Below are 26,450 nucleotides of genomic sequence, written 5' to 3'. Positions count from 1 at the left end.
GTCCCGAGCTCCTCCCCAAAGCACAAAAGCCGCCCTGGGGCGGCTTTTGGCTACGAAAACACAGGTAGCGGGCACGTAGCGAGTTCGCAGCCGCTTTTCGTGACGCAGACTTATCGTTTCGAGAACTGCTTGCGCCGACGGGCCTTGTGGAAGCCGACTTTCTTGCGCTCGACTTCACGCGCGTCGCGAGTTACGAAGCCGGCCTTGGAAAGCGTTGGTTTGAGCTCGCTATCGTAGGCGATGAGGGCGCGGGTGATTCCGTGCCGTACTGCACCAGCCTGTCCAGATTCGCCGCCGCCCTGCACGTTGACCAGAATGTCAAAGTCTGACAGTTGCTCAATGAGTTGCAGCGGCTGGCGGACGATCATGCGCCCGGTGACGCGCGAGAAAAATTCATCAACCGGCTTGCCGTTGACAACGAAGTTGCCGCTGCCGCGCTTCATGAAAACACGCGCTACGGCGCTTTTCCGTCGGCCGGTGCCGTAGAAATAGTTATCAGCCATTGTGACCCCTTAGAGTTCCAGAACCTTCGGCTGCTGGGCAGCGTGCGGATGGATTGTGCCCGCATAGCACTTCATCTTTTTCAGCATGGCATAACCAAGAGGCCCCTTCGGGAGCATACCCTTGACCGCTTTTTCAAGGACGCGGCCTGGAAAGCGCTGCTGCATCTTATTGAAGTTCGTCTCGTAGAGACCACCAGCGTAGCCCGAGTGGCGGTAGTACTTTTTGTCTTCGGCCTTGTTGCCGGTCACGCGCAGTTTCTCGACGTTGGTGACGACAATGTAGTCACCCGTATCGACGTGCGGCGTGAACTCAGGCTTGTGCTTGCCGCGCAAGCGACGAGCAATTTCGGTTGCAAGGCGACCCAATACCTTGTCGGTGGCGTCAACCACAAGCCACTCGCGGGTCACTTCATGCGACTTGGCGGAGAAAGTCTTCATCAAAAACGCCGTCCTTATTTGCCTGATCACGGAAAGCCCAGCATGTTATGGCAACTGCCCTGCTGGTGTCAATCGATGTTTGGCCGCCAGGCACGACAGATTTGTTCAGGGCCGGTGCTCGCCGTTCGCGCCGGTGCTGTGTTTTCGGAGTCGAGACTCGACAATCCGGTGCCCGGTCGCTGGCGCGCGTTCCTGGCACTGCTCGTCGCCATCTCTGGCGGCCGGTCGCAGGGCAAAAAAAAGCGCGACTCGTTGGAGCCGCGCTAAATCCACACCAAAGGAGGAGGGTGGAGGAGACAACCGAAAAAGCCAAAAAGGTGAATCAGCAAAAGTGCTTACTGCTTACGATGAAAGAATTATCGCGCATCCGAGTGTAAAGGTCAAGTATTATTTGTGCGTTGCGCCATAATTTTTCCGGCATCCACGACCAAGGCTTGGTTGAAGAATGAAAGTGACATTAATCCAACGGTTTGCTGTATATATAGTATATTCGTTACACAATATGCAATCTTTCTGACGCACTTGTTGGGTGTTGCTGCCCAGTAAGAATGCTGCGACGCAACATTGGCATGAGCTGCCTGTGCTAGGGGCCTTGCGGCTACAATAGTGGCGAGCGCAAGGCAGGTCTTGGCGGTCGGGGTCTGACACGTCGTCATGCCCGTCGGGAAACAAGGGGAGGGTAGTGCATGGACTGTAAAGTGAAGTGGACCGGCGACGGAATGTCGTTCATTGCTGAAACAGGAACCAATCACACGGTCGTTATGGACGGGGCGATCGAGGCGGGTGGCCGCAATCTGGCGCCGCGTCCGATGGAGCTAATGCTTGCTGGTGCCGGTGGTTGTGCGGCCTTTGACGTGGTCCTGATCCTCAAAAAAGGGCGACACGCCGTCAAGGGCGTCGAGGTCAGCCTGCAGGCCGAGCGTGCGGATGTCGAGCCGCGGGTGTTTACCCGCATTCATTTCCACTTTCGCGTGACCGGGAAGCAGCTCAAGTCCGAAGCGGTGGCCCGCGCCATCGAGTTGTCGAAGGACAAATACTGTTCGGCGACCAGCATGCTCGAAAAGACTGCCGAAATAACGCACGATTTCGAAATTATCGAAGATTGAGGCGGGCGTTCGGGACTGCGCAGGGACGGTTTTCTGGCATATGAAATTCGCATTAAACGTAGTAGGCTGTGCGAGTCATGGTTCGCGATACCAGTTGCATGGCCAGCCTTGCGGCGGCTGGTAGTTCGCGAGCGCCGAGGCGCACGGCCGTTGCGGCGTGTGAAATCTCGTCGAGGCGCATTTGCTCGACAATCGCCCGTGACTTGAGGTCCTGCCACGGGAGATCGCTGAGGTGATGGTCGAGGTGTGCCTCGACCTGTCTCTCCGTCTCGGCAAGAAAGCCGAGGCTCCAGGTATCGCCGAGTTTGCCTGCGCCAAATCCGATCGACAGTGCGCCGAGGTACCACAGCGGGTTCAACAGGCTCGTACGCCCGCCTAGTTCGGCGAGGCGGCGCTCGGTCCAGGCCAGGTGTTCTGTCTCTTCATAAGCGGCTTGTTGTAGCGCTTGCCTGACTCCCGGATCGCTGCAGCTCAGCGCCTGGCCCTGGTAAAGCGCCTGCGCACAGACCTCTCCGACATGATTGATGCGCATCAGCGCTTCTGCGTGCGCGCGCTCTTTTTCCGAAAGGATCGCTTCTGCCTGCTCGCAGCCGGGTATCTTGCGTGTCGTCGGCGCTCGCACAAAAAGGGTGCGCAGAGCCTTGTCGAACTCGATGACAATGCGGTCAGTGATCATGCGCGGCCTTTGCTGTTCCGGTTGTTGCGCTGCGAGTTCAAGAAATCAGTGAGCGCTAGGGCCGATTGCCGCCCGCACGGAGAATTCGGCGTGCGTCGTCGGCATCGCGCAGGCTGGTCCCGAGGGTGCAGAAATACTCGCCAAAAAGTGCCGCGTGCTGCCGGTTGACTGTTTGTTCCTCGATGCGTAGCCACTGATCGCCACGGGCTTTGGACCACGTACCATCGGAGTGACCAAAGCCGTAGACACGGCGCTCGGCGGTGGCGCAGCGGATCGCTTCGTAACTGACGTTGCGCGCGCCGGCAGAACTTACGATTACCAGGGTGTAGTAGACGACGCGATCCGGCGTGACCGATAGTGACTCGCCGTCGATCATGGATTTGCTGTCGGCGGTCGCACTGACCACGAAAGGGATCAAGTTCTCGGCTTGTGGAAACGGGGGAAACTGGACTTTTCGTGCCTCTGTGCTCTGCTTTGCCGAGTCGCCATCACCGCCCTCGTCGCGGGCTGACCAGGCCGGCGACGGCAGCAGTGCGGCGAGGGGCAAGAGCCAGCATGCGAGGCGTGAGATCCATAGCGTACGCCTGGATGACGTGCGTCGTGTCAGCTCCGGGAAAGTGTTGTTCATTTCTCGTCTGTCGCCTCAATCGCCAAAGTTGAACGCTGCGCGCTCGGCGTGGCTGAACGGCGCGTCTGCCGGTGGTCGGCGTTCAGGAAACGGGCCAATTCATTCAATGCCTGCTCGTAGACCCGGCGCTTGAAGTCGATGACCGCGTCAAGTGACACCCAGTAATGATTCCAGCGCCAGGCATCGAACTCGGGATGGTCGCAGGCGCGCAAGGAAACGTCGTTGTCGCGCCCGATCAAGCGAAGCAGAAACCAGATCTGTTTCTGACCCCGGTAACTGCCGCGCCATTCGCGTCGTACCCAGTGCGTCGGAACGTCGTAACGCAACCAGTCTTTGGTGCGACCAAGGATGAACACATGCTCCGGCAGCAAGCCTACCTCTTCATGCAACTCACGGTACATCGCCTGTTCCGGCGTTTCGCCCCGCTTGATGCCGCCTTGCGGAAACTGCCATGAATGCTCTCGGATTCGCTTGCCCCAGAACACCTCGTTCTTGGTATTACAAAGAATGATGCCGACGTTCGGGCGATAGCCTTCACGATCAAGCATTTATAGATCCTGCAATTCGATTGATTGCGCCCATTTTTCCACAATTCCAAGCCCTTGAAAAGGAGCGTATACGTCCAGTGCCGTGCGTTGCGCCGCGCTCTCAAGGCCGTGGCGCTTGCCGACCCGTCGTCGCCAGCAAGCAGCAGCACGGGCGGGCGTTGGCGCAATTAGATCAAAGTCCTGCCCGCGACAGGCGCGATGCCCGCCCGAACTCGCCGCTCGTGCTGGCGCTGGCCACCTGCTCGCCGGCGGTGGTTGCCAGTGCCTGCGTGCGCAATTGGCGTCGCCGATTGGCCATCTGTCGAGTAAAATCGCCGTTTCCTTCCTTTTTCAGCGGATTCTCATGCGCACTTCCCGTTTTTTCCTGGCGACGCTCAAAGAGGCGCCTTCCGACGCTGAGGTGATCAGCCACCAGTTGATGGTGCGCGCCGGGATGATCAAGCGGCTTGCTGGCGGCATCTACACCTGGATGCCGTTGGGCTTGCGCGTGCTGCGCAAGGTGGAGAGGATCGTGCGCGAGGAGATGGATCGTGCCGGGGCGATCGAATTGTCGATGCCGGCGGTGCAACCGGCCGAGCTGTGGCAGGAATCCGGTCGCTGGGAAAAATATGGTCCCGAGTTGCTGCGTTGCAAGGATCGCCACCAGCGCGATTTCGTCATTGGCCCGACGCACGAAGAAGTGATTACCGACGTTGTGCGCAAGGACGTCAAGAGCTACCGCCAGCTACCGCTTCACTTTTACCAGGTGCAGGTCAAGTTCCGCGACGAAATTCGGCCGCGCTTCGGGATCATGCGTGGCCGCGAGTTCCTGATGAAGGACGGTTATTCTTTCCACAGCAGTTTCGAAGACCTGCAGCGCGAATACCGCAACATGTTCGAAACCTATACGCGCATCTTCACTCGCCTGGGACTGAAGTTCCGCGCTGTTTCCGCGGATACCGGCTCAATTGGTGGTACGGGATCACACGAGTTCCACGTTTTGGCCGATTCCGGCGAGGACGCGCTGGCCTATTGTCCGGATTCGGATTTTGCGGCCAATGTCGAACTGGCGGAAGCCCTTGCCCCGGCGGTTGCGCGCCCGCCTGCTGCGGAGACTATGCAGAAAGTTGCCACGCCGGGTCGCATCACCTGCGCCGACGTCGCCGAGTTTCTCGGCTTGCCGCTCATGCGAACGGTCAAGGTGATCGCCATCGTCCTCAACCCGGAGGCCGCGGAGGCCGAAAGTCCCGGGCCATTGGCCATGATTCTTCTGCGCGGCGACCACAACCTCAACGAAGTGAAAGCGGCCAAGCACCTCGGCGAGTTTCGCTTCGCGCGGGAAGACGAGATCATTGCCGCACTGGGCTGTCAGCCCGGCTATCTCGGTCCGGTGGCGGTCGGCGAGGTGGCGATTTACGTTGATCGCAGCGTGGCCGTGATGGGCGACTTCGTTTGCGGCGCCAACGAAGCCGGCTACCACCTGACGGGCGTGAATTTTGGCCGCGACGTCGCCGCGCCGACGCTGGTTGCCGATTTCAGGAACGTCGTCCCCGGCGACCCGTCTCCTGACGGCAAAGGCTGCCTGGAACTCTGCCGTGGCGTCGAGGTGGGGCATATCTTCCAGCTGCGTACCAAGTACGCCGAGGCGCTAAAATGCAGCTTTCTCGACGAGAGCGGCCAGAGCAGGATCATGGAAATGGGTTGTTACGGGATTGGCGTCACGCGCATCGTCGGGGCGGCCATCGAGCAGGGGCACGATCAACGTGGCATTTGTTTCCCGGCGGCGATTGCCCCGTTCGAAGTCTGTATCGTGCCGATGGGCTATGCCAAGAGCGAAACCGTCAAGGCCGCGGCCGATGCTCTTTACGCCACACTGGGCGGCGCCGGCATCGACGTGCTGCTCGACGACCGTAACGAGCGTCCGGGCGTGATGTTCGCGGAAATGGAACTGATCGGCATCCCGCACCGGGTGGTCGTCGGCGACCGCGGCCTCGCCGAAGGCAAGCTCGAGTACAAGGGCCGTGGCGACAGCGAGTCGCAGATGCTGCCGCTGGCCGAGATCGGCCCCTTCCTGAAAGCCAGACTGTGCGCCGCTCCCTGACGCATTTTCCGCTTCTGCCAGCACTGCCGCTGGCACTGCTGGTGGCGCTGCTGGTAGCACCACTCGCAGCGTTCGCCGGTGCGCAGAAGTACGAACCGCTTTCAGCCAGTGTGCATGGCGCGCTGTCACGCTCGGTTTCCGACCGCGCGCCGCAGCACAGCTCTTTCGACGATTCGGCGGTTGCCACCGACTGGCTCGCCGAGATGTCGGGGCGCCTTGCCAAGCGCATTCCCGACCCGGTCGCCAGGCTGGAATTCCTGCGCTCGGTGCACTACGAAGCGACGCGTGCCGGTCTCGACCCGCAGTTGGTTCTTGGTCTGATCCAGGTCGAAAGCGGCTTCAAGAAGTACGCCGTATCGAGCGCCGGTGCGCGCGGCTTCATGCAGGTGATGCCGTTCTGGGTCAAACTGGTCGGACGCAGCGACGACAACCTGTTCCATCTGCGCACCAATCTGCGCTACGGATGCACCATCCTTCGCCACTACCTCGACATCGAGCGCGGCGATCTCTACCGCGCGCTCGGCCGTTACAACGGCAGCCTCGGTCAGGCCGCCTATCCGAACATGGTGCGTGCCGCCTGGGACAAGCAGTGGAAGTACACCCGGAGCGCGCTGGCGCTACGCTGAGTTGGCGTTCAGCGCATCCCCGGCATCATCCCCTTCAGGCCGCGCATGAGCTGCCCGATGCCGCCCTTGGAGAACTGCTTCATCATTTTCTGCGTCTGCTCGAACTGCTTCAGCAGGCGATTGACTTCCTGTACTTGAACTCCGGCACCGAGCGCGATGCGGCGCTTGCGCGCGGCCTTGAGCAGCTCCGGGTTGACCCGTTCGCTCGGCGTCATCGAGTTGATGATGCCTTCGATTCGTGACACTGCCTTCTCCTCGCCGCCGGCCGGCAACTGGCCGGCCGCTTGTGAAAACTGCGCCGGCAGCTTCTCCATCATCGACGACAGGCCGCCCATCTTGCGCATCTGGCTGATCTGGCCCTTGAAGTCGTTGAGGTCGAAGCCCTTGCCTGACTTGAGCTTCTTGGCGAAGTCGACCGCCTGCTGCTCGTCGATACCCTTCCTGGCGTCTTCGATCAGCGACAGCACGTCGCCCATGCCAAGGATTCGCGATGCCATGCGCTCCGGGTGAAAAGCTTCGAGCCCGGTTAATTTTTCGCCGACGCCCGCATATTTGATCGGTTTGCCCGTGACCTGCCGCACCGACAGCGCCGCGCCACCGCGCGCGTCACCGTCGAGCTTGGTGAGGATGATGCCGGTCAGCGGCAGCGCTTCGCTGAAGGCCTTGGCGGTATTGATGGCGTCCTGACCGAGCATGGCATCGACGACGAACAGCGTTTCGATCGGCTTGACTGCCGCGTGCAGCTCGGCGATTTCCTGCATCATCGCCTCGTCGATTGCCAGCCGGCCGGCGGTGTCGAGCAGCAGTACGTCGTGGAAGTGCCGCTTGGCCCAGTCGAGCGCGTTGCGCGCGATCTCGACCGGCTTCTCGCTCGGCGTCGAGGGCATGAAGTCCACGCCCGCTTGCGCGGCGACGGTCTTCAACTGTTCGATGGCGGCCGGACGGTAAACGTCGCAGGAAACCACCAGCACTTTCTTCTTCTGCGTGTCGCGCAACATCTTGGCCAGTTTGCCGACGGTGGTCGTCTTGCCGGCACCCTGCAGACCAGCCATGAGCATCACTGCTGGCGGCTGCGTGGCCATGTTCAGGCCCGCGTGCTCCTCGCCCATCAGTTTTGTCAATTCGCGGTGGACGACGCCGATTAGGGCCTGTCCGGGGCTCAACGAGCCGATCACTTCTTCGCCGATCGCTTTTTCGCGCACCGCGGCGATCAGTTCCTTGATGGCCGGCAAAGCGACGTCGGCTTCGAGCAAAGCGAGGCGAACTTCGCGTAGCGCGTCGCCAATATTGGCTTCGGTCAGGCGCGCTTCACCGCGCAGCGTCTTCATGACGCGGGCAAGACGTTGGGTCAGGTTGTCGAGCATTTGGATTCCAGCTTGGTGTAAACTCAAAAAATGTCAGACATTCTACTGCAGCTTCTCCCGCACATCGTTTCATCGCTGATTTACGCGGTGATGGGTGCGCATTTCTGGCATACGCGCTGGCGTGAAAGCGACCGCCCACTGGTCACCCTGCAGATGCAGGGCTGGGAACGCGGCGTCCTTTTCGGGGCCCTGGTGGTCCAGGGTTTCGGGCTTTACCAGGGCCTGTTTTCTGCCGGTGGCATGCGCTTCTCGTTCAGTTTTGCGATGTCGCTGATGCTCTGGCTGGCGGTCCTCATCTACTGGCTGGAGAGTTTCCACTCGCGCATGGACGGGCTGCAGCCGATGGTCCTGCCACTGGCCGCGCTAGGTGCGCTGGCGCCGGCGGTGTTTCCACAACTACGCGTCATTGCGCACGCCGGCGCCTGGGGTTTCCAGCTGCATTTTCTGACCGCGATGCTGGCCTACAGTCTGTTCACCCTCTCCGCATTGCACGCCATCTTCATGGGCTTCGCCGAGCGCAAGCTGCATCAGCGGGCGATTACCAAGAGCCTGACCAGCCTGCCGCCGATCCTGACCATGGAAGCGCTGCTCTTTCGCATGATCACGGTCGCTTTTCTGCTGCTCACCGTGGCCCTGCTCAGTGGCGTCATGTTCTCCGAAGCCATTTTCGGCAAGGCCATGGTCCTCGACCACAAGACCTTGTTCGCCTTCGCCTCATGGGCGATTTTCGCCGCACTGCTGGTCGGCCGTCGCATCTACGGCTGGCGCGGTCGCATCGCGCTGCGCTGGACGCTGGCCGGATTTTTGGTGCTGCTGCTGGCCTATATGGGCAGCCGCTTTGTCGCCGAAGTCCTGCTGCATCGCTTCTGAGCCAGTATTCGTACGCCCGTACTGGCTTTCCACCGGCAGAGCATCGCCATCCTTTTCGAATGACAAACCGAGGAGTATCAGCATGGACAAAGTAGCGAATCCGGTCGGATGGTTCGAGATCTATGTTTCCGACATGACCCGCGCGCGCGACTTCTACACGGCGGTTTTCGGTCGTGAGCTGACGGCGCTGCCGGAAATCGGCGAGGAGGGCGAAATGTATGCTTTTTCCTGGGTCGAGGGGGGTAGCGGTGCTGCCGGGGCGCTGGTGCGGCACCCCATGAACGGTCCGGGAAAGGGCGGCACGATGGTCTATTTCAACTGCGAGGATGCCGCCAACGAAGCCGAACGCGCGGTAGAAGCGGGTGGGCGGGTCATCCAGCCGAAGATGGCGATTGGTCAGTACGGCCATATCGCGCTGGTTCAGGACACGGAAGGCAACATCATCGGCCTGCACTCGATGCAGTAGGCAAGGGCGCATGCGCTGCGCGGCGGTGGGCTCGCGTGAGTGCCGTTGCTGCGCACGGATGCTTGCCGATCGCCGCCGCAGATGGCAAGCTCTTTCCTCGATGACACGCTCGAGGAGTGCTTCCGATGCAGCAGATTTTTCTCTACGGCGATTCCCTGTCCTGGGGGCTCATTCCGGAAACACGGCGGCGGCTGAGTTTCGACGAGCGCTGGCCGGGGGTGATGGAAACCGCGCTCAACTCCGCCGGCCGCCGGGTGCGTGTCATCGAGGACTGCCTCAACGGTCGCCGAACCGTCTGGGACGATCCCTTCAAGCCCGGCCGCAAGGGGATCGACGGCCTCGCCCAGCGCATCGAGAGCCATTCGCCGCTAGCGCTGGTGATCGTGATGCTCGGCAGCAACGATTTTCAGTCGATGCACCCACACAACGCCTGGCACTCGGCGCAGGGGCTCGGCGCCCTGGTCAATGCCATTCGCCAGGCGCCGATCGAACCGGATATGCCGGTGGCGCCGATTGTCCTCGTCGCACCGCCGCCGCAGCAGGAACCGCGGGGAACGATCGCGCCGAAGTTCGTCGGTGGCGATCGCAAATGCATCGGCCATGCCGCCGCTTGCCGCGAGGTGGCCGACACGCTTGGTTGTCACTATTTCGACGCCGGTACTGTGGCAGCGGTCAGCCAGATCGACGGAGTGCATCTCGACGCCGACCAGCATGCACGCCTGGGGGCTGCGCTGGCGAAAGTGGTGGACGGGCTCCTGCTCGAAGCGCTGACCGGCGTCCTGCCCGGGTAGCGGCCCTCCCTGCGCTGGCGAGGCGGGGAATGACCGTCAGTTTGTTGGCGCGGCAAGCACCGGCTCGCAACGTACTTCGGATTTCACCGAGTTGGCGATGAAGCATTCCGCGTGCGCCCGGTGATGCATCTGCGCAAGCTCGTCACGCTCAGGCTGGCGATCACCCGAGAATGCCACCTCCGGCTTGAGGGTGACAACGGTGATTGCCAGCTTGCCGTCGCCATTTTTTGCCATCACGCCGACCGGGTTGTCGGCGTAGCGATCGACGCAGAAGCCGCGCCGGGCCGCGATTGAAAGAAACCACAGCATGTGGCAACTCGCCAGCGAAGCGACGAAAGCTTCTTCGGGATCCACCGCTGCCGGGTCGGACAGTGGTACTGGCACGACGTGCGGCGACGACGAAGCGGGGATTTCCAGACCGCCATCGAAGCGCAGCAGGTGCCGGCGGCTGTAGCGGTTGCCAAGGAAATCCTGCTCGCCACGGAGCCAGAGAAGATGCGCACAGTATTCGGCCATGGTCAGTCTCCCAGGGGCGATGTTGATCGGAGGTGTGAAGCTGGCAAGCAAATAGTACTCAAGTAATAGTACAGCCGGCTCCCGGCGCGAAAGCAAAGCCGCTTTCAAGGCGGCCGAGAACGCTTACCGTGATAGTCGCGTCCGCGACTTTCACATCAATGCAGGGGAAACAATAGCGGTACGGCAAGCAGGGTCAGCAGCATGGCCAGTAGTTGCAGAGGTACTCCCATCTTCACGAAGTCGTTGAATCGATAGCCGCCAGGTCCGAGGACCAGGGTGTTCACCGGCGAGGCCATGGGCGTCGAGAACGCTGTCGAAGCGGCGAGGGCAACAGTCATCAGGAAAGGGTAGGGGGAGAGCTGCATGCTTGTTGCCGCGCCCATCGCAATGGGCGCCACCAGGACCGCCGTCGCGGTGTTGGAGATGAACTGACTGAAAATCGAAGTCAGAACGAACAGACCGGCCAACAGCGCCAGTGGCCCCAGTTCGCCGAGGCTGGACACCAGGCCGGAGATCATCAGTTCCAGCGCGCCGGTCTTGCTGAGTGCGGTGGCCATCGGCAGCATGCCTGCAATCAGGATGATGCTTTGCCAGTTGATCGACTTGTAGGCTTCTTCCATCGACACGCAGCGCGCCAGAACCATCGCCAGCGCGGCCAGCAGCACGGCCGTTACCGAGGGCACGACGTTGAAGGTCATCAGCGCCAGCATGCCGGCAACGATGGCCAGCGCCCAGGGCGCGCGTTCGCGCTGCGGTGCCACTTCGTCCATCTCGCGCAATGGTCAGCACCGAGAAGTCGCTTTGCTCGGCCTGCAGCAGATCGATCTGCCGCCAGCCGCCGCCAATCAGCAGCGAGTCGCCGAAATCCAGACGCGTGGCGAGAAAATTGCCTTGCATGGGTTTTCCCATGCGCTGGATGGCGAGCACCGACAGTCCGTAACGTTCGCGGAAATGCGCCTCTTTGATGGTCCGGCCGACAAGTTGCGAGCGTGGGGTCAGCAAGACTTCTGCCAGACCGAGTTCCTGGGCAATGAGCTGTCTTTGCTGCGCCTCGACACTCAAACGCTGCAAGCCCTCCACCGTACGCAACAAGTCGCCCACCTGTTGCTCTGTCGCCACCAGGTAAAGGGTGTCGCCGGCACGGTACTCGGTGTGGACGAGCGCCGGTTTGACCGCTGCATCGCCTTGCGATGGTCGACTCACGGCGACAACGATGACTCCAAAGCGGCTTTGCAGCAGCGCCTGCCCGAGAGTCTGACCAAGCAGTGGCGAGCCGGACTCGATGCGCAGCCTGAAAAGCTGGTTGTCGATGGCGTAAGTCTTGATCAGATCGTCGACCGACAGGCGGTCCTGGGCATTCGCCCCTGGACCGCCATCTTTGGGAAGCAGAAAGCGCCCGAGCACGCTGATGAAAATGATCGTGGCGACGAGAATGAGCAGACCGAGCGGCGTGAAGCTGAAGAAGTTGAAGGCCTGCAGGCCTTCCCGGGACAGCTGATTGCTGACCACCAGGTTGGGCGGCGTACCGATCAGGGTGAGCATGCCGCCGAGCGAGCCAGCGAAAGCCATCGGCATCAGCAGGCGAGTTGCCGGCACTCCGGCCTTTTTGCTCAGGTTCAGGGCGACCGGGATGAAGACGGCTACGGCGCCGGTGTTGCTCATGAATGCCGATAGGCCGGCAACGACGAGCATCAATAACACCAGCAGACGCGTTTCGCTGCTACCGGCGACAGCCAGCAGCCAGTTGCCGATCGCAAAAGCGACGCCGGTGCGAAACAAGCCTTCGCCGATGACGAACAGCCCGGCGATCAGGACCACCAACGGATCACCGAATCCGGCGAGCGCCTCCTTTGGCGCCAGCAGGCCGCTCAGCATCAGGGCCAGTACCGCCAGGATGGCGACAATATCCATCCGCAGCCGGTCGCTGACGAAAAGCAATATGGTGACCAAAAGCAGGCCAAAAACCAGCAGGATGTCGCCTGTCATGAATGATTGCTCCGAATTTTTGACAAGTTGGTCTGGCACCACAGCCGCTTACTCGGTGCCAAGCACTTCGGCCGTCGCCCCGAGGTTGATGCGCCAGCTCGCGATGAAAGCAGCCGGGCTTGCAAAAAAAATCGCGAGTCGGCGCGCTTTGCGCGCCGACTCGCCCTTCTCCCCCACAGCGTCTTGCCGACCGCCGTCCGTCCCGGACGGCTATACGGCCAGCCGCTCCGCTCAGGCCGGCTCCGCCGGCCCCTGGTGACCTGGGGCGAACCGGAACCCGAAGTACAGGGTGCGGAGGCCGGGCTCGAACCCGTGGCGGTAGGCACAACGCGCGTGCCTGCCGTGGAAGATCCACGAGCCGCCGCGCAACACGCGGGAGGCGCCCGTCTGTGGGCCAGTTGGATCGACCTGTTGCGCGGTCGGGTAGTCACCAAACCGGTCGGCGCACCACTCCCAGACGTTGCCGTGCATTTCGTAAAACCCCCAGGGATTAGCGGGCAGCGAGCCGACCGCCACCGTCTTCTCCCGATACCGGCCTTTTTCACCGCCGGCATAGGGATAGTTGCCGTCATAGTTGACCTGCTCGGGGGTGATGTTTTCGCCGAACGAGAAGGGCGTTGTCGTTCCCGCGCGGCAGGCGTATTCCCATTCAGCTTCACTCGGCAGGCGTGCCTGCAGCCCCGATACGCGGCGGTTCAGTTCGCTGAGGAAGGCCTGCACCTCGTCCCAGCTGACGTTCTCGACCGGGTTGCGCGCGTCGCCCTTGAAGTAGCTCGGCTTGGCGCCGGTCACCGCTTGCCACAGAGACTGCGTGCAGGCCGTGTCGGCGAGCCAGAAACCGCTGCTGAGCATTACTTCATGCTGCACTTCGTTGTTGTAGCGCTCAGGTTCGTCGGTCGGCGAACCCATCAGGAAGCGCCCGGGTGCAATCCAGCGGAAGCGCTGCACAACGTTGCCGACCTCGATCTCCGCAAACTGGCCGAACGCGTCCTTGCCGGCGCCGCTGGCCCATCGCGGCCGCGTAATCGCCGGGGACGTGCCAAAGCTGGCGCCGCATTCCCGGGCGCGTGCCTGCAAAGCCCGCTGCAGGCGCTGGTAACCCGCTTCCTGGAACAGGTCAACCCAGTGCCTGCGACCCAGTTCCTCGGCCACGTCGCTGACCTGAACGCCCTCTTCGATGCGCGCGGGGACGAGGTAGATGCTACCTTCGGGCTGTTCCGCCGCGACGTCGAGAACGAATTTGATCTCCTTCTGGAGATAACCCGCCTTGCTTACCGAGCTTTTCGAAAGGCAGACCAGGATCAGGTCGCTGGCGCGCACGGCGCGACGGATTTCCCGATCCCAGTCCTGGCCGGGGATGAGGTCTTCCTCGTCGAGCCAGGGCGCCACGCCATCACGTTGCAGCCGCTGGTAGAGGTCCCTGACGAAGACCTTGTCCTGCGAACTGTGGCACAGGAAAACCGATAGCGGGCGCGAGCTGGAAGTCATGGCGTGAGGGCGGAGGGGAGGAGGCAGCGTCTGTGCAATTGAGAAGCAGCGATATTAGCATTGCAATCGAAACGGTCATGATATGTCGAGACACCCCGTTGAACGCTTCCGGCGTGCAAGCCGCCGCGCTCGCTGCAATCGCCTAGACTTCGAGCAGGCGGAATTCTTCACTTTCAGAAAACCTGAGGACATCACCAGGACGAAGCCACTTCTCGCCCGTGATCCGCTCGCCGTTGACGAAGCTGCCGTTGCCGCTGCCGAGGTCGGTCAGGGTGCAGATGCCCACATCCAGCGCCACACGCGCGTGATATCTGCTCACCAAGGGGTCGCTGATCACCACATCGTTTTCCTCGGCCCGGCCAATGGTCGTCATCCCGTTGTTGATGGCGTGGCGTAGCAGTGCGTTATTGCGGGAGATCAGGACGAAGCCAGGCGTGGGCGATTCGGCAGCTTCCCGGCAGGATGGCGGAAACGCCCGCAATATCTGCGTTGTCACGTTGTCGGAGCGTGGCGCCCGGCGTTCCCAGTCGCTTTCGAAAACTGCGTTCAGTTGCCGCAGGATGGCGCTATCGTCAACCGTGATCGACAGCTCGCGGCGGCGGTCGAGGCTCTCGGTACGCAGGTTCATGCTGCCGATGACTGCCGTCGCGCCGTCGATGATCGTGCACTTGGCGTGCAGCCGGTAGCGTGCCACGGCCCGGAAGGCGATCTCTGCCGGCAGTGTGCTAGCGTACCGTTCGTCGCCGAGGACGCGAACCGGGATACCGCTGCGCGCCTTCTTCACGAGCAGGGCGACAATCGCCGGGTCCTGCAGCTTGGCGTCGGCGATCTGAATCGAGCTCCTGGCATTTGCGAGCAGGCTGGTCATCTTCTGCCGGCTGTTGAAGGGGCTGACCAACAAGGGTGATTCATGGTTGGCCGTGAAAGGCCGGTCGTGCCAGTCGGCTGCGAACAGACGATTGATCTCGCCGGCGACGGCAGGGCTGAACACCTCAATGCCAAAGTCACGCGCGTAGTGGAGGTTTTCGCGGGTCGGGTTGAAGGTGAATACGAAGGCTTTCTTGTCGTCCACCGTCATCATCTTGTAGTGGTAACGCGCCCGCTTGCTGTCGCCAGCGGGCTCTCGGGTTGCGATACCTGCCTCGCTGGCTTCCTTGAGCAGTTTGTGGTTCCGCTCGCCCCAGCCGCGGGCGCTGCTGGAGAGCAGCACGCGAACACGAACAGCGCGCTGGCGGGCTTCGATGAGTGCGCGCTGGATGATCGGATCGTCCATGCGGAAGACGGTCAGGTTGATCGCGCGATCGGCACGGTCGATCGCCCGTACGATCGGGAAGAAGCTGTCGCCGGGTTGCACGATGAGCGAAATCTTCTGGTGCATTGCGAGGATCCTGTTGTCGTTGATGCCGGTCGAAGTGAGACCATAGCACCCCCGACCACCGCTGCACAGAATGACAATTCGTCAGCGCTACCTTAAGATCCGCATTCAATCCCGCTCCGGGGCCTTGGGGAAAAACCATCAAACACATCACTTTCATCATGCGTCGCTATTTTCCGGTGCTGCTGTCCGCCGTGTTCATTGCCGGTAATGCGCTAGCCGGGACTTTCCCGTTGCCGCCACCCGGTGTCGATCTGGTCGGACAAGTCGAATCCGTCCCCGCCAGCCGCAAGGACACCTTGCTGGATATTGCCCGCCGCTACGATATCGGCCAGGATGAAATCCTGCTGGCCAATCCGCAGGTCGATCGCTGGTTGCCCAAAGAAGGGGTGCCGGTTACGCTCCCGACGCGCTATATCCTCCCCAGGGCGGAACGTACCGGGCTGGTGCTCAATTTGCCGGAAATGCGTATGTACTATTATCCGAAGCCGCTACGCGACCAGACGCCGGTGGTGATCACCCACCCGGTCAGTGTCGGGCGTATGGACTGGGTAACTCCGCTGGGAAAAACGAAAATCACCGCCAAGGAGCGGGATCCCTCATGGCGTCCCCCCGAGTCAGTGAAGGAGGAACATGCCAAGGAGGGCGATATCCTTCCCGATGTCGTGCCGGCCGGGCCTGACAATCCTCTCGGGCGCTTCGCCATGCGGCTGGGATTGCCGGGCTATCTGATTCACAGCACGAACAAGCCCTACGGGGTCGGCATGCGCGTTACGCACGGCTGTATACGCATGTATCCGGAGGATATTGAACAATTGTTCGATCAGGTTCCTCTGCGCACAGAGGTGCAACTCGTCAACCAGCCCATCAAGGTCGGCTGGCTGGACGGTGCGCTGTATGTCGAGGTGCACCCGCCGTTGGATGAAGACCAGGAGAAATACCAGGAGATCATGATTGCTGCGTCGGAGCGCATTGCAGAGGCTGTTGCCGGGGCGGGAAATCCACAGGATGTGGTGCTCGACGATAACGCTATCAGAGCCGCGTTTGCAGAACATAGCGGCATCCCGGTGATGGTTTCGGAGCCGCTTTATGGTGGCGGAAACAGAGAAGCCCCCGCAGGGGGCTGGCGGTACTAGATACCAGCGTCGCTGCAGCAGGCCGACCGGTCAATCGCCGGTCGGCCTGCGCCGCAGTTGCTTGGCTGTTACTTGTACATCGCTTTCTTGAACATGCGGTCGAGTTTGCTCGCCGTATCGTCGGACGTCGCTTTGGCCGCATTGGCCGTAGTCACGGCATTCTGTGCCATGGCCTTGGCATCGGCGGCGTCCCTGGCGGCCGAAGCCGTCGCTTGCTTGTTCTGGTTGATCTCGGTTCTGAGCGCCTCGATGTCTCCATTGGTGGCGCAACCGGTAAGCCCGGCATAGACGCCTGCTATTGCGACAAGGGCCAAAGCGCGTGAGCGATTCATTAGGGATTCCTTCATTATTTTCTCCTTGGTCAAAATATGACCTGCTTGTTAAGACGGATAACTTCCTTTGACGCTGCCACTCCTGCACCTACAGCGGCGTGGGCAGCGACGGTTTGTAACGCTGCTAGCATAGCCTACCTTAAAACACATTCCAAAAAAAAGCATAAGTTCCCGTCTGCGTCGGCCGGTCGGCCCTTGCTTCGCCGGCCGGTAGCCAGGTAGTAGCCAGGAAGCCGCCCGAGCTGAATACCGCCTAGCGAATTTCGACAGGGGTTCCGACCCTGATCCACGTCATCAGGCGATCGATCTGCTCGTTGGTCAATGCAATACAGCCGTTGGTCCAGTTGTATTGCTGGTGTATCCTGGCATCCCCGGCACCCGTACCATGGATGCCGATGAAGCCACCGAGCGGGGTGTTTTGGGGCGGGCGCCCTTTCGTTTCGGAGGCGCGACGGATGGCGTGCCACTGTGCTTCGGTGATCTCCCCTTCCGCCAGGGCGCGGTCGGCGCGCTCGATGTCGGGATAGGTCAGGCCCAGGAAACGGTGGTAGCGGGACTTCTCGGGTATCCAGCCGATGGTGAAGCTCCCCAACGGAGTCCTGTGGTCGCCTTGCATCTTCACATCGGTTGTCCCATAGCGGCCGATGGCAATACCCTTGAAAACCTTCTGCGCTTGGTCACCGTTCATGACTGTCAGGGTGGCCTCCTGCGTATCCACTTTGAGCCATACTCCGTTTACCGCCGTACCACCCTGGGCGGCCAGCGGCAGCGCCATACCACTGGCAAGAAGCAGCACTGTGACCAAGCGTGTGAGTTGCGCGCGTGACAAGCGTGTCACGCGCCCGGATAGACTCTCCATCAGCCGCCGACGCAAGGCTGACAGGGGTCTTGGAAATGCGGAATAAATTCCTGAGATGGCTGACTTTTCAATACTCATGCATGCAATGAATTCAATCACTTTCCCGCGAGGAAATCGGTTAAACAGAGGCCACGTCCAGCGTCAGGTGGAAGCGTAGCATAGCTGCGACGGATTGGCATTTGCTTGGGTCAACTGGGGGTAGCCGTCCTTGCCACGCCCCTTGATCTGGTACATCACAATGTCGGCTTTCCGTATAGGGAGTTCCGCGTTTTCGCCGTCGTCCGGGTAGAGCGCGATACCCACGCTGATGGTGATGAAAAAATTCATGCCGGCGATCTTGAAGGGACGTTTTTGCTTCACCAGCAGCTTCTCGGCGATGAAGGCCGCGTCCTCGGCGCGACTCAATGGCGTGGCGAACGGGCGCCGGCCAGCTATACATGCAGTGCACTGAGGCGCCAAGCACTATCCTTGCGGCAGCGAGTGGGTGGGCGAAGCCTTCTGGGCGTACGGCGAGGAAGACGGGTGGTGGCTGGCGCGAACGGCGTTCTCGCCGGCAGCGGTGATACCTTCCTGGACCTCGCGCGCGATGACCTCGAAGAGCGCGCGGAGAACGAAGTTCATGCCGTCAATGGTTTCCTCGACCGACAGCATTGATGGAATACGCGTACCGCGGTGTTCTGTCGCGCCGCCGATCCGTGTGATCTTCACGCCCATGCGCGTCAGGTTTGACGCCAGGCGCGGTTCGGTGAGCACGAAGAGGGTCGTGATTCCGTATTGGCGGGCCAGCGCGATCAGGCAAAGATAGACCGCCAGAGCCAGGTAGGGCTGCCGCGGTTGCTTGGCTGTGCCGAAGTCCTCCTCCGCGATGGAGATCGGTCTATTTTTCTCGCCCGGCCGGCGACGGTAGCTGCCAATCACTGCCAGGCGGGAGATTTCCGCGATTCGCGAACGGTCCAGCGTCAGCGGATCGACAAGCGAGCGGTCGAGCGTTCCCGCGCAGCTGATCTCCAGCGGTAGCCTGGCCTGTTGCGCAATTTTGGGATCAATCAGCACGAGGCGCGCGCAGCCGACAAACTCGCCTGTCGAAACCGACTGCACCAGGCAATGCAGCGACTGCTCATCATAGGCATCTGCTTCGAGGCCCTCGGGACGCAGTGGCTCATAACCCAGTTCCCGGCAATACACTTCGTGGCGAATGTGGTAGTTCTCGGCACGCAGTTCGTCGGTCAGTGCCGGGACGACCTTGAAGAACCGCCGGTAGCCCTGGCTCATGGTCAGCTCTGTCAAGTTCGAAAGAAACATGGGCTACCTTTCTGCTCTTTTCTGGCTGCCCGGCGATTGCCGACAGCAGCCAAGCATACTACTACGAAGTGGCGCCCGCAGCCTCGGTCAGCGGCGCTCTAGTCGAGTTTCTTGAGGTAATCCTTGGTGAAAATCTTGTCCGGCAGATCGCGCCGTTTCATGCTGTTGTACTCCATGACCGACTGCTCGCCGCCGCGCAGCGCGTCTTCCATGACCAGTCGCGTCGGCCGCTTCCTGCCTTCCATGGTCTGGAAATTCTCGTACTTGCAGGATTTCAACAGGCGCCTGGACAGCGAATAGAATTCCGCGCGGTATGGCCAGGAGTCCTTTTTCCTGACCCAGTAGAGCACCCGTTGGTAGGTGACTCCGCGGTCGACCCCGGTCAGTTCGAGCACGTAAAAATCGTCATCGCCGATCTTCTCGCTGCGCAGCAGCTTAGGGTTGTAGTCGTCGGCGAAGTTGGCGCGCGCCAGATCGCCATTGGCAACCTGACCGGTCAGCCTTTGCGAAAGAGCGAGCCGAATCGGCTGTGAGACTTCAGGCATGAAAATCCACAGATTGCGATCTTTCATGAGCATGATCTGACCACGCTCGGACGCCGGTTCGGTGACCATCACCACGCTGTTGGTGTTGCCCTTCGATAGCACTCGATACCTATGCACGTCAGGCTGGCCGCCCCTATCGGTCGTGGTGATTGTAACGTCGACCTGAAAGCCGTCGGCGGGAAAACGCACCTCGTCGGCATTTTGGACGATCATCCGAGCCATGGCCTCGTCTGCCTGGTTGTCTGCCTGGTTGTCTGCCGGGTTGCCTGCTTCTTCCTGCGCGGCCATCACCGCCGGTGCTGCTGCGGTCCAGGCCGAGAAAGTTAGCAAGAGAAGCACCAAGGCCGTCTTGACACCAGAATGGCGGATCGTCATGCTTTCCATCGTTTTCACCCCATTGTGCTGACCGCTCCGTCGGTTGGCCGGAAGTGCCACCGTATGAGCGTTGTCCGTATCGAACACGTCTGCAAGGATTATCAGCTCGGTGAGCAGAAAGTCCAAGCCCTCAAGGATATTACTCTGGCTTTCGACGCCGGCGTCTTTCTGGCGATTGCCGGTCCGTCCGGCAGTGGCAAGACGACCTTGTTGAACCTGATCGGCTGCATTGACACGCCGACCAGCGGCAAGATTTACATTAACGACCAGGACGTCAGCGGCCGGACGCCGGACCAACTCGCCGATCTGCGCGCCCGGACCATCGGTTTCATTTTTCAGACCTTCAATTTGTTGCCAGTGTTGTCGGCCGCCGAAAACGTCGAATACCCGCTGCTGCAACGCAGGGATATGTCGGCTGCGGACCGCCGCAGGCGGGTGGCTTACTTTCTCGACATTGTTGGCCTTACGAAGTTTGCGACTCACCGTCCGAACCAGCTGAGTGGTGGCCAGCGCCAGCGCGTGGCTATCGCCCGGGCCCTGGTGATCAAGCCGGCCATTGTGCTGGCCGACGAACCGACTGCCAACCTCGATCACAAGACCGGCGAGGAAATCCTCCTGCTGATGAAGAAGATCAACCGGGCACTGAAAACGACTTTCATTTTCTCTACCCACGACAAGCGTGTGATTGCCAAGGCTGACCGTCTGGTTCGCGTCGAAGATGGCGAGATCGCCCTGCTCGGCGTACGTGCGAACCGCAGATGGTCGGTTGCGCGTCATCGTTCGGTGGAAGCCCTTCCCGACATCGCAGGCAGCGACGCGGCGACCGAGGCGCCAACGCTAAATGATAAAGACAAGCACAATGCCGTGCCGAGCGAGGCGCCAGTTAACGACCCGGAAAACCACCATGCAGATCAGAAGTAAGCCGCCTTTCACCGTTCTCGCCCTCGCTCTCGCGAGCTTGCCACTGTCGCTTCTGGCGCAGCCTGCGGATGCTGCCAATCGTGCTGTCAGCGACGTCGCCGTCCGTGCCTCGCCAATGCCGACGGCGCTTCTGCTTGCTGCGAAGGCGGACGATTTGCCGATGAGCAGGGATGACCTGTTCGGCACCGACGAGCCTGCTGCGGCGCCTGCTGCGGCGCCTGCTGCGGCGCCTGCTGCGGCCCCGGTCGCTGCTCCAGCTGCTGCGCCAGCAGGCGATGCTCCCCTGAGTCGCGATGCATTGTTCGGTACCGATGAGCCAGCCGCCGCTGCTGCGCCAGTTGGTGAGCTACCGGTGAGCCGCGATGACCTGTTCGGCGACGCTGACGATGGCGCGCCGAAAGGAGAGGTCGCGCAGGCTGTTGCCAAATCGTCGTCGCGGCCGGTGCGCTACCGCGGTTTTGTCCAGAACGTGATGGCCTATACCACGCCCGAGCCATCGCACTGGTCGGAGGCGATGACGCGCGCCGATCTCAGTGCGCAGGGGGATTTCAGTAGCGGCGTCAAATGGCACCTGGGGGTGCGCGTGGACTTCGACGCCGTTTATGCCATGAGTGATTTCTACCCCCAACAGGTGAATGACAATCAAACCCTGAATGTGCTGTTGCGCGAGAATTACATCGATATCGGCGCCGGCGACTGGGATTTCCGTCTTGGCCGGCAGCAGATCATCTGGGGCGAGATGGTCGGTCTGCTCTTCGGTGACGTCGTTTCCGCCAAAGACATGCGGCATTTCGTGCTGCCGGAGTTCGATATCCTGCGCATTCCGCAGTGGGCCGCACGTGCCGAGTACTTCAAGGGCGATTTCCACGCCGAAGCGATCTGGATCCCGGTGGCCAGCTACGACAACATCGGCAAGCCGGGCGCGCAGTTCTACGACTACACGCTGGTACCCTACGGCGAGGCGACGTTTCTCAATGAGAAGATTCCGACGCGCAACCTTGCCAACACCAACTATGGCATGCGCCTGTCAGTTCTCCACAACGGCTGGGATGTGGCGGCTTTTGCCTACAGCAGCATGAGCGTCGCGCCGACTTTCTACCGGGAAATCATCGCTGGAGCGCAGCCAAGCGTGATCTATCAGGCCCGGCACGAGCGCATCGATCAGTACGGAACGACCTTTGCCAAAGACTTCGGTTCGCTGGTGCTCAAGGGCGAAGCGGTCTACACCGGCGGCCAGAAGTATGAGGTGACCGACCTGACGGACGCCGATGGCCTGGTCGAGCAGAACACCTTTACCTGGGTGCTCGGCCTCGACTTCTCACAGTTCACCGATACCCGGATCAATGTCCAGGTATTCCAGAATCATTTCCTGGATCATGACCCGAATATCATTCCGTCGACCAACGAAAACGGCTACAGCCTGCTCCTGAACCACAAGTTCGGCGATCAGTTCGAAGCGCAGGCGCTGTATATCGCCAGCTTCAACCGCAACGACTGGATGCTGCGCCCGCGCGTAAGCTGGAACTTCGAGAAGAACTGGGACCTGGCGGTCGGCGTCGATATCTTCAATGGACCCCCACTGGGATTCTTCGGGCGCTATGACGACAGTGACCGCGTCTATTCGGAAGTGCGCTACAGCTTTTGAGGGGCAGCGGTGGCGCAGAGAAGGGCGTAGGGGAATTCGGAAGTACGGTGCGTGTGGATGCCTGCGCCGTCGAGCACTTCACCTCTCCGCCTCTCCACCATTCGATCCCTCTACTGCTCGGCAACGAGCACAACGCCGCCACGCCGAGGGTCACCGGCGCCGTAGAGACGGTCATGGCCGCTGGCGACGCAGTTTACTCCACCGAAGAACAGGCTTGCCTCGTCGAAGCGCGTCGCTCCGGGCCATGCTGCCTGCAGGGCCTCCACGGCCCCGGCGCCGAGGCCGTGGCTTTCAAACCACAGCCGGGTGCCTTCGACATGCAGGCGCGGCGCGTTCACTGCTTCCTTTAGCGGGCGGCGATAGGCCAGCAGATTAAGCAGGGTTTGCAGGATGGCGCTGCGAATCCGGTTCGAGCCGCCGCTGCCGAGCGCGAAACACGGGCGCTCGCCAGCGACGACGATGGTCGGCGACATCATGGTGCTCATCCAGGTTCCCGGCGCCCGTTGGTGGAAACCAGCGGGGTTGATGTCGTCTTCGCCGAGGAAATTGTTAACGTGGATACCCAGGCCCGGCAAGGCTTCACCGCAACCTTCGCCATTGCTGGTGGTCATTGCCGCAGCCATGCGGTCGGCGTCGATGACCGAGATATGCGTTGTGGCGCCGAGTTGATTCTCGGCAAGCAGGCTTTGCGCGCGTGCGGCCCAGACAGGAATACCATTGCCAGCGGCCAGGTCGAGGATAGCCCCGGGGTCGGTGTAGAGGCGTTGGTCGTAGCCGGCCTGGCGGATTTCCGACACGGTTGTCAGCAGCGCCGCCATCGTCAGCTGCTGCTTGCGCGACAGGAAGGTCTCTTCACCGAGGCCGAGTTGCTCGGCGATATGCAGGCCGGCACCGATCAGTCCACCTCCGGCGGCCGGCGGCGGGTTGGTGAGTACCGTGTAGGGGCCAAAGCCGACGTGCAGCGGTTCGCGGATCACCGGTGCGTACGCCGCGATGTCCTGTGCGGTGATCAGTCCGCCCTGCGCCGGGCCGAAGTTGTCGACCAGCGACGCCCAGTAGCGGGCGACGTGGCTGTCGGTGTTAGCTTCGCCAAGCGCGTGCAGGAAGTCGCCGAGCTCGGGGTTGCTCAAACGATCACCTGCTTGCGGCAGAATTCCGCGCGGGAAGAAGCGCTTCGCCACGGCCGGCGAGCGGCGGGCGATGGGCGCGACGAGGGCGATGATCATCGCGATCTGCGGGCTGACCGTGAAACCGTCGCGTGCCCAGGCCACCGCCGGAGCGACGACTTCGCGCAGCGGCACGCGCCCGGCGCGACGATGCAGTTCGAGCAGGCCGACCAGCTCTCCGGGAACCGCTGCCGCCCCTCGACCGACATGGAAGACCTGCGTGGTGCGTCCGAAATCGACCGTCACCGGCGCAAAGTCGAGGGGCGGTGGGCTGCCGAGGCCGCGCCCGGGTGTGGTCGCAAAAAAGTCGAGGACCTTGTAGCCAGCGTCAGCGTCACCCCACAGGCAGACACCACCACCGCCCAGGGAAGTCAGCGGCAGTTCGGTGACCGTTGCCGCGAACTTGGCGGCGACGATCGCATCGACCGCGTTACCGCCGCGGCGCAGCAGACAGGCGCCGGCTTCGGCGGTATGCGGCTCCGACGCCGCGATGACTCCCAGAATACCCATCCGCGGAGAATACGCGATGGCCGTGTGCTAGTGAAGCTGCACCCTTGCCGTCGCCGCCAGCGGCGTCGCTGCCGACGCTAGCTTTTCGGCTGGCTGTCGAGCGTGTTTGCGACCGCCAGCGCTGTTTGCTGCCGTTTGCTGTGCGCTCGTCGGTGCGCAAAAAATCCGGAGATTCTGCGCACCGCGGTCTGCGCTGCCGGATAGTCCGGACGCGCGGCAATTGCCGCCTGCAACGCGGCGAGTGCCTGCCCGTAACGGCCCAGGCGGAAGAGCACCAGGCCGAGGTCGTACCACGCGCCCGCCAGTGTCGAGCCGTGGCCACTCGCGGCGCGCAAGCACTGCGCCGAGGCCCGCAGATCCGGGTCGCCGGCGGCTGCCGGAGCGGCCGCAGGGGCATCGATGTGCGCCGCGTTGAAGGCCTGCATCGCCTCGCTGCGGCGCGCGCTTCGGTAATAGAGCAGACCGAGAAACTGCAGCGAGACGATATCGTCGGGGATCGCCTCCAGGATGCTGCGCGCGATCCATTCGGCCTGCTCCAGTTGGCCGCTTTGATAGAAGGTGCCGAGAAGGTCGAAGAGGGCGTCAATCATTTGCTGCCTCGCGGTCGAAAAATGGCGCGCGCTGCAGGCCGCGCGACCGCGTCACTGGCAGCTAGCCGGGACCGAGCCATGCTCAACCGATGTCGACCGGCACGAAGATCTTCGCGTCGTCGCGTTCGATCAGCAGGGCAACGGTTTTTCCGGCCTTGTCGAGCAGCCCACGCAACTGCTCGATGTCGCGCACCTCCTGGCCGTTGAGCGACAGGACGATGTCGCCACGCCGGATGCCGGCCTTGGCCGCCGGACCACTGACGTTTTCGACGAGCAGACCGCCGGCTATGCCGCTTTGCTGCTGCTCCTGCGGGTTCAGGGGACGCAGAGCCAGACCAAGACGTGGGTTGTCGGCTTCCTGGCTGTCCGCCGTCGCTTGTGCCGGCGTCGGGATTTCGCCGACCGCCAAGGCAATATCGCGGGTACTGCCCTTGCGCCAGACCTGCAGCTTGATCTGCGTTCCCGGCCTGATCGCGGCGACGATTGGCGGCAGTTCGGTCGAGCGTGTGATTTCCGTGCCATCCAGTTTCAGGATGATATCGCCCGCTTCGAGCCCGGCGGCTGCCGCCGGGCTTGTTTTGTCGACCGAGCTGATCAGTGCGCCGGCGGTGTTTTTCAGGCCGAAGGACTCGGCCAGCGACTGCGATACCTCCTGGATGGTGACTCCGAGGCGGCCGTGACTGACCTTGCCGTTTTTCAGCAATTGCTCCTGGATGTTCATCGCCACGTCGATGGGAATGGCGAATGACACTCCCTGATAGCCGCCGTTGCGGCTGTAGATCTGCGAATTGATACCGATCACTTCGCCGTTCAGGTTGATCAAGGGTCCACCCGAATTGCCCGGATTGACGGCCACGTCGGTCTGGATGAACGGCACGTAGCTGTCGCTGGCCAGCGAGCGGCCTTTCGCCGAGACGATGCCGGCAGTGACGCTGTTCTCGAAGCCGAAGGGCGAACCGATGGCGACCACCCATTCGCCGACCTGGGCACTGCCCGGGCTGCCAAGGCTAACGACCGGCAGGTTCTTGGCGGCGATGCGCAGCACGGCGATGTCGGTCAGTTTGTCGAGTCCGACAACCTTGGCCTTGAACTCGCGCTTGTCGGTCAGTTTGACGGTGACCTCGTCGGCGCCGCTGACGACGTGGGCGTTGGTCAGAATCAGCCCGTCAGCACTGACAATGAAGCCCGAACCCATGCCCTGCGTGGGCGTTCTGCCCTCGGGCATTGGCCCGCCAAAGCGGCGGAAGAGCTCGGGGAGGCGCGGATCGTCGTCGCCGCCGCCTGAAAAGGCTGTTTTCGACGACCCGCTGGCGCTGATATTGACCACTGCCGGCCCACTGTGCTCGACGATTGACCGGAAGTCGGGTAGCCCGACGCCGGGGTTGGCCAGTGGCGCCGCGGCCGCTGGCGCAAGAGCTGCGACGGCGTCGGCGGGGCGGATGATTTCGCCACCCAGAGTAGCGTAGCCGGCGCCAACTGCGGCGATCAGCGCTGCTGCCAGTAGACTGCGTTTGAAGGTCGCTGCGTGCATGGTGATCTCCTGTTCCGTTCCAGAGGGGAAGCGATTCGCTTCCGGTGGTACGTACGATAGAGGGTCACGACTTAAAG

General features: G+C 61.8%; 27 protein-coding genes and 1 pseudogene. 9 read left to right on the top strand and 19 right to left on the bottom strand.

Features of this window, described 5'->3' with window-relative positions; translation table 11 throughout:
• Nucleotides 1-110 precede the first annotated feature (110 nt).
• Both rpsI and rplM read right to left on the bottom strand, forming a co-directional pair.
• A complete protein-coding gene (gene rpsI / locus V5B40_RS07605; protein ID WP_332353915.1) occupies nucleotides 111-503 on the bottom strand; it encodes a 30S ribosomal protein S9 in 393 nt (130 codons plus the stop codon).
• A gap of 9 nt (nucleotides 504-512) precedes the next feature.
• The gene (gene rplM, locus V5B40_RS07600; RefSeq protein ID WP_332353914.1) at nucleotides 513-941 is read right to left on the bottom strand and encodes a 50S ribosomal protein L13; all 429 of its coding nucleotides are present in this window, start codon (nucleotides 939-941) and stop codon (nucleotides 513-515) included.
• A 686-nt stretch (nucleotides 942-1,627) separates the two neighbouring features.
• On the opposite strand from rplM, the gene V5B40_RS07595 reads away from it, so the two are divergent.
• Entirely contained in the window at nucleotides 1,628-2,047 is a 420-nt protein-coding gene (locus V5B40_RS07595; RefSeq protein ID WP_332353913.1) for an OsmC family protein, read from the top strand.
• Between the two features lie 52 nt (nucleotides 2,048-2,099).
• Here V5B40_RS07595 and coq7 read toward each other — a convergent pair whose 3' ends face one another.
• The 3 genes from coq7 to V5B40_RS07580 are packed head-to-tail and all read right to left on the bottom strand — an operon-like array spanning nucleotide 2,100 to nucleotide 3,899.
• Nucleotides 2,100-2,720 (bottom strand): 2-polyprenyl-3-methyl-6-methoxy-1,4-benzoquinone monooxygenase, encoded by a 621-nt coding sequence (gene coq7 / locus V5B40_RS07590; RefSeq protein WP_332354167.1) that lies wholly within the window; start codon nucleotides 2,718-2,720, stop codon nucleotides 2,100-2,102.
• Between the two features lie 58 nt (nucleotides 2,721-2,778).
• Complete coding sequence (locus V5B40_RS07585; RefSeq protein ID WP_332353912.1) at nucleotides 2,779-3,351, bottom strand: CNP1-like family protein; 573 nt, start codon at nucleotides 3,349-3,351, stop codon at nucleotides 2,779-2,781.
• Nucleotides 3,348-3,899, bottom strand: a complete 552-nt coding sequence (locus tag V5B40_RS07580; protein WP_332353911.1) for an RNA pyrophosphohydrolase — start codon at nucleotides 3,897-3,899, stop codon at nucleotides 3,348-3,350. Before V5B40_RS07580 ends, V5B40_RS07585 begins: the two co-directional genes overlap by 4 nt.
• Nucleotides 3,900-4,242: 343 nt before the next feature.
• Between V5B40_RS07580 and V5B40_RS07575 the strand changes: the two genes are divergently transcribed.
• The gene (locus tag V5B40_RS07575; protein WP_332353910.1) at nucleotides 4,243-5,979 is read left to right on the top strand and encodes a proline--tRNA ligase; all 1,737 of its coding nucleotides are present in this window, start codon (nucleotides 4,243-4,245) and stop codon (nucleotides 5,977-5,979) included.
• Nucleotides 5,964-6,605, top strand: coding sequence for a lytic transglycosylase domain-containing protein (locus tag V5B40_RS07570; RefSeq protein ID WP_434735847.1), 642 nt, complete (start codon nucleotides 5,964-5,966; stop codon nucleotides 6,603-6,605). The genes V5B40_RS07575 and V5B40_RS07570 overlap by 16 nt, the downstream gene beginning before the upstream one ends.
• A gap of 8 nt (nucleotides 6,606-6,613) precedes the next feature.
• On the opposite strand, the gene ffh is transcribed toward V5B40_RS07570, so the two are convergent.
• Entirely contained in the window at nucleotides 6,614-7,969 is a 1,356-nt protein-coding gene (gene ffh, locus V5B40_RS07565; protein WP_332353909.1) for a signal recognition particle protein, read from the bottom strand.
• A 30-nt stretch (nucleotides 7,970-7,999) separates the two neighbouring features.
• On the opposite strand from ffh, the gene V5B40_RS07560 reads away from it, so the two are divergent.
• The 3 genes from V5B40_RS07560 to V5B40_RS07550 all read left to right on the top strand — a co-directional run bounded on the left by V5B40_RS07560 (nucleotide 8,000) and on the right by V5B40_RS07550 (nucleotide 10,096).
• Nucleotides 8,000-8,839, top strand: a complete 840-nt coding sequence (locus tag V5B40_RS07560) for a cytochrome C assembly family protein (RefSeq protein WP_332353908.1) — start codon at nucleotides 8,000-8,002, stop codon at nucleotides 8,837-8,839.
• 82 nt (nucleotides 8,840-8,921) lie between these two features.
• Nucleotides 8,922-9,305, top strand: a complete 384-nt coding sequence (locus tag V5B40_RS07555) for a VOC family protein (protein WP_332353907.1) — start codon at nucleotides 8,922-8,924, stop codon at nucleotides 9,303-9,305.
• 125 nt (nucleotides 9,306-9,430) lie between these two features.
• Nucleotides 9,431-10,096: an SGNH/GDSL hydrolase family protein gene (locus V5B40_RS07550; RefSeq protein ID WP_332353906.1), complete on the top strand. Its 666-nt coding sequence runs from the start codon at nucleotides 9,431-9,433 to the stop codon at nucleotides 10,094-10,096.
• 36 nt (nucleotides 10,097-10,132) lie between these two features.
• On the opposite strand, the gene V5B40_RS07545 is transcribed toward V5B40_RS07550, so the two are convergent.
• The 5 genes and pseudogenes from V5B40_RS07545 to V5B40_RS07525 all read right to left on the bottom strand — a co-directional run bounded on the left by V5B40_RS07545 (nucleotide 10,133) and on the right by V5B40_RS07525 (nucleotide 15,464).
• Nucleotides 10,133-10,612: an OsmC family protein gene (locus V5B40_RS07545; RefSeq protein ID WP_332353905.1), complete on the bottom strand. Its 480-nt coding sequence runs from the start codon at nucleotides 10,610-10,612 to the stop codon at nucleotides 10,133-10,135.
• Nucleotides 10,613-10,767: 155 nt separating this feature from the next.
• A complete protein-coding gene (locus tag V5B40_RS07540) occupies nucleotides 10,768-11,382 on the bottom strand; it encodes an SLC13 family permease (protein ID WP_332354165.1) in 615 nt (204 codons plus the stop codon).
• Nucleotides 11,383-11,482: 100 nt separating this feature from the next.
• Nucleotides 11,483-12,523, bottom strand: a pseudogene (locus tag V5B40_RS07535) (SLC13 family permease); the annotation flags it as partial.
• A gap of 306 nt (nucleotides 12,524-12,829) precedes the next feature.
• Nucleotides 12,830-14,086: an SUMF1/EgtB/PvdO family nonheme iron enzyme gene (locus V5B40_RS07530; protein ID WP_332353904.1), complete on the bottom strand. Its 1,257-nt coding sequence runs from the start codon at nucleotides 14,084-14,086 to the stop codon at nucleotides 12,830-12,832.
• Nucleotides 14,087-14,228: 142 nt separating this feature from the next.
• The gene (locus V5B40_RS07525; protein ID WP_332353903.1) at nucleotides 14,229-15,464 is read right to left on the bottom strand and encodes a phospholipase D-like domain-containing protein; all 1,236 of its coding nucleotides are present in this window, start codon (nucleotides 15,462-15,464) and stop codon (nucleotides 14,229-14,231) included.
• A 158-nt stretch (nucleotides 15,465-15,622) separates the two neighbouring features.
• Here V5B40_RS07525 and V5B40_RS07520 point away from each other — a divergent pair, with 158 nt between their 5' ends.
• A complete protein-coding gene (locus tag V5B40_RS07520; protein WP_332353902.1) occupies nucleotides 15,623-16,597 on the top strand; it encodes a L,D-transpeptidase family protein in 975 nt (324 codons plus the stop codon).
• 68 nt (nucleotides 16,598-16,665) lie between these two features.
• Here V5B40_RS07520 and V5B40_RS07515 read toward each other — a convergent pair whose 3' ends face one another.
• The 5 genes from V5B40_RS07515 to V5B40_RS07495 all read right to left on the bottom strand — a co-directional run bounded on the left by V5B40_RS07515 (nucleotide 16,666) and on the right by V5B40_RS07495 (nucleotide 20,019).
• A complete protein-coding gene (locus V5B40_RS07515; protein WP_332353901.1) occupies nucleotides 16,666-16,944 on the bottom strand; it encodes an Lpp/OprI family alanine-zipper lipoprotein in 279 nt (92 codons plus the stop codon).
• 238 nt (nucleotides 16,945-17,182) lie between these two features.
• Nucleotides 17,183-17,866 carry a L,D-transpeptidase family protein gene (locus tag V5B40_RS07510; protein ID WP_332353900.1) on the bottom strand — a complete coding sequence of 228 codons (684 nt, stop codon included), beginning with the start codon at nucleotides 17,864-17,866 and terminating at the stop codon, nucleotides 17,183-17,185.
• Nucleotides 17,867-17,929: 63 nt separating this feature from the next.
• Nucleotides 17,930-18,193, bottom strand: a complete 264-nt coding sequence (locus V5B40_RS07505; RefSeq protein WP_332353899.1) for a diguanylate cyclase domain-containing protein — start codon at nucleotides 18,191-18,193, stop codon at nucleotides 17,930-17,932.
• 57 nt (nucleotides 18,194-18,250) lie between these two features.
• Nucleotides 18,251-19,090 (bottom strand): PEP-CTERM/exosortase system-associated acyltransferase, encoded by an 840-nt coding sequence (locus tag V5B40_RS07500; RefSeq protein WP_332353898.1) that lies wholly within the window; start codon nucleotides 19,088-19,090, stop codon nucleotides 18,251-18,253.
• Between the two features lie 98 nt (nucleotides 19,091-19,188).
• Nucleotides 19,189-20,019 (bottom strand): outer membrane lipoprotein-sorting protein, encoded by an 831-nt coding sequence (locus V5B40_RS07495; protein WP_332353897.1) that lies wholly within the window; start codon nucleotides 20,017-20,019, stop codon nucleotides 19,189-19,191.
• A 54-nt stretch (nucleotides 20,020-20,073) separates the two neighbouring features.
• On the opposite strand from V5B40_RS07495, the gene V5B40_RS07490 reads away from it, so the two are divergent.
• Both V5B40_RS07490 and V5B40_RS07485 read left to right on the top strand, forming a co-directional pair.
• The gene (locus V5B40_RS07490; RefSeq protein WP_332353896.1) at nucleotides 20,074-20,931 is read left to right on the top strand and encodes an ABC transporter ATP-binding protein; all 858 of its coding nucleotides are present in this window, start codon (nucleotides 20,074-20,076) and stop codon (nucleotides 20,929-20,931) included.
• A complete protein-coding gene (locus V5B40_RS07485; protein WP_332353895.1) occupies nucleotides 20,915-22,576 on the top strand; it encodes a DUF1302 family protein in 1,662 nt (553 codons plus the stop codon). The genes V5B40_RS07490 and V5B40_RS07485 overlap by 17 nt, the downstream gene beginning before the upstream one ends.
• A 110-nt stretch (nucleotides 22,577-22,686) precedes the next feature.
• Here the strand turns inward: V5B40_RS07485 and V5B40_RS07480 are convergent, their stop codons facing one another.
• The 3 genes from V5B40_RS07480 to V5B40_RS07470 all read right to left on the bottom strand — a co-directional run bounded on the left by V5B40_RS07480 (nucleotide 22,687) and on the right by V5B40_RS07470 (nucleotide 26,373).
• Nucleotides 22,687-24,252: a gamma-glutamyltransferase gene (locus tag V5B40_RS07480; protein ID WP_332353894.1), complete on the bottom strand. Its 1,566-nt coding sequence runs from the start codon at nucleotides 24,250-24,252 to the stop codon at nucleotides 22,687-22,689.
• Between the two features lie 77 nt (nucleotides 24,253-24,329).
• Entirely contained in the window at nucleotides 24,330-24,842 is a 513-nt protein-coding gene (locus V5B40_RS07475; protein ID WP_332353893.1) for a tetratricopeptide repeat protein, read from the bottom strand.
• Nucleotides 24,843-24,924: 82 nt separating this feature from the next.
• Complete coding sequence (locus V5B40_RS07470) at nucleotides 24,925-26,373, bottom strand: DegQ family serine endoprotease (RefSeq protein WP_332353892.1); 1,449 nt, start codon at nucleotides 26,371-26,373, stop codon at nucleotides 24,925-24,927.
• Nucleotides 26,374-26,450: the final 77 nt, after the last annotated feature.

This window comes from Candidatus Accumulibacter meliphilus (genome assembly GCF_036625345.1).
Classification (GTDB): domain Bacteria; phylum Pseudomonadota; class Gammaproteobacteria; order Burkholderiales; family Rhodocyclaceae; genus Accumulibacter; species Accumulibacter meliphilus.
The sequence above is the reverse complement of the archived record's forward strand: the minus strand, read 5'-3'. Positions and strand labels throughout refer to the sequence as shown.

Excerpts from the sequence above, each read along its gene's own strand:
- rpsI (WP_332353915.1), bottom strand. The coding sequence starts at position 503 with ATGGCTGATAACTATTTCTACGGCACCGGCCGACGGAAAAGCGCCGTA.
- rplM (WP_332353914.1), bottom strand. The coding sequence starts at position 941 with ATGAAGACTTTCTCCGCCAAGTCGCATGAAGTGACCCGCGAGTGGCTT.
- V5B40_RS07595 (WP_332353913.1), top strand. The coding sequence starts at position 1,628 with ATGGACTGTAAAGTGAAGTGGACCGGCGACGGAATGTCGTTCATTGCT.
- V5B40_RS07585 (WP_332353912.1), bottom strand. The coding sequence starts at position 3,351 with ATGAACAACACTTTCCCGGAGCTGACACGACGCACGTCATCCAGGCGT.
- V5B40_RS07580 (WP_332353911.1), bottom strand. The coding sequence starts at position 3,899 with ATGCTTGATCGTGAAGGCTATCGCCCGAACGTCGGCATCATTCTTTGT.
- V5B40_RS07575 (WP_332353910.1), top strand. The coding sequence starts at position 4,243 with ATGCGCACTTCCCGTTTTTTCCTGGCGACGCTCAAAGAGGCGCCTTCC.
- ffh (WP_332353909.1), bottom strand. The coding sequence starts at position 7,969 with ATGCTCGACAACCTGACCCAACGTCTTGCCCGCGTCATGAAGACGCTG.
- V5B40_RS07560 (WP_332353908.1), top strand. The coding sequence starts at position 8,000 with ATGTCAGACATTCTACTGCAGCTTCTCCCGCACATCGTTTCATCGCTG.
- V5B40_RS07555 (WP_332353907.1), top strand. The coding sequence starts at position 8,922 with ATGGACAAAGTAGCGAATCCGGTCGGATGGTTCGAGATCTATGTTTCC.
- V5B40_RS07550 (WP_332353906.1), top strand. The coding sequence starts at position 9,431 with ATGCAGCAGATTTTTCTCTACGGCGATTCCCTGTCCTGGGGGCTCATT.
- V5B40_RS07545 (WP_332353905.1), bottom strand. The coding sequence starts at position 10,612 with ATGGCCGAATACTGTGCGCATCTTCTCTGGCTCCGTGGCGAGCAGGAT.
- V5B40_RS07540 (WP_332354165.1), bottom strand. The coding sequence starts at position 11,382 with ATGGACGAAGTGGCACCGCAGCGCGAACGCGCGCCCTGGGCGCTGGCC.
- V5B40_RS07530 (WP_332353904.1), bottom strand. The coding sequence starts at position 14,086 with ATGACTTCCAGCTCGCGCCCGCTATCGGTTTTCCTGTGCCACAGTTCG.
- V5B40_RS07525 (WP_332353903.1), bottom strand. The coding sequence starts at position 15,464 with ATGCACCAGAAGATTTCGCTCATCGTGCAACCCGGCGACAGCTTCTTC.
- V5B40_RS07520 (WP_332353902.1), top strand. The coding sequence starts at position 15,623 with ATGCGTCGCTATTTTCCGGTGCTGCTGTCCGCCGTGTTCATTGCCGGT.
- V5B40_RS07515 (WP_332353901.1), bottom strand. The coding sequence starts at position 16,944 with ATGAAGGAATCCCTAATGAATCGCTCACGCGCTTTGGCCCTTGTCGCA.
- V5B40_RS07510 (WP_332353900.1), bottom strand. The coding sequence starts at position 17,866 with ATGAGTATTGAAAAGTCAGCCATCTCAGGAATTTATTCCGCATTTCCA.
- V5B40_RS07500 (WP_332353898.1), bottom strand. The coding sequence starts at position 19,090 with ATGTTTCTTTCGAACTTGACAGAGCTGACCATGAGCCAGGGCTACCGG.
- V5B40_RS07495 (WP_332353897.1), bottom strand. The coding sequence starts at position 20,019 with ATGGAAAGCATGACGATCCGCCATTCTGGTGTCAAGACGGCCTTGGTG.
- V5B40_RS07490 (WP_332353896.1), top strand. The coding sequence starts at position 20,074 with ATGAGCGTTGTCCGTATCGAACACGTCTGCAAGGATTATCAGCTCGGT.
- V5B40_RS07485 (WP_332353895.1), top strand. The coding sequence starts at position 20,915 with ATGCAGATCAGAAGTAAGCCGCCTTTCACCGTTCTCGCCCTCGCTCTC.
- V5B40_RS07480 (WP_332353894.1), bottom strand. The coding sequence starts at position 24,252 with ATGGGTATTCTGGGAGTCATCGCGGCGTCGGAGCCGCATACCGCCGAA.
- V5B40_RS07475 (WP_332353893.1), bottom strand. The coding sequence starts at position 24,842 with ATGATTGACGCCCTCTTCGACCTTCTCGGCACCTTCTATCAAAGCGGC.
- V5B40_RS07470 (WP_332353892.1), bottom strand. The coding sequence starts at position 26,373 with ATGCACGCAGCGACCTTCAAACGCAGTCTACTGGCAGCAGCGCTGATC.